The sequence below is a fragment of the Vibrio sp. 811 genome, from assembly GCF_033339195.1.
Genome location: NZ_JAWOUB010000687.1, coordinates 1 through 583 on the forward strand (window position 1 = coordinate 1; position 583 = coordinate 583).

The 583-nt window shown below is 49.9% G+C and carries 1 protein-coding gene; it reads right to left on the minus strand.

Going from position 1 to position 583, the window contains the following annotated elements:
* Positions 1–583: acyl-CoA dehydrogenase family protein (locus R7Q46_RS28835; RefSeq protein ID WP_318078536.1), on the minus strand; the 583-nt coding region annotated here is incomplete at both ends.

The window sequence follows — 583 nt, forward strand, 5'->3', positions numbered from 1 at the left end:
GCACGACCTGCGTGAATATCGAACGAGTCGTTCAAAATCGTACGTGCAATTTCAGTCATGTGGTATTTGGCAATAGCCGTAACAATGCCAGGTTTCTCTGTCATATCGAGAGAGGTAGTCGTCAACGTACGCGTTGCTTCCAAAAGATAAGTCAGACCGCCAATACGGCCCATCGCTTCTGCTACCCCTTCGAACTTACCGATAGACATACCAAACTGCTTACGTACGTATGCATAAGCGCCAGTGGTTCTGGTTGTCAGGTGGCCGATTGCAGTACCAAGTGCTGGCAGTGAAATACCGCGGCCAGCAGACAAACACTCAACCAACATACGCCAGCCTTTGCCCGCGTAATCTGAGCCACCGATGAGCCAATCCATTGGAATGAAAACATCTTCACCACGAGTCGGACCATTCATGAAAGCAGAACCAAGTGGATCGTGACGCTCACCAATTTCAACGCCGTCATGGTCAGCAGGAATGAGCGCACAAGTAATGCCTACGTCTTTCTTATCGCCGAGTAAACCGTCTGGATCCTGCAGCTTGAAAGCAAGACCAAGAACAGTCGCAACAGGTGCAAGTGTGA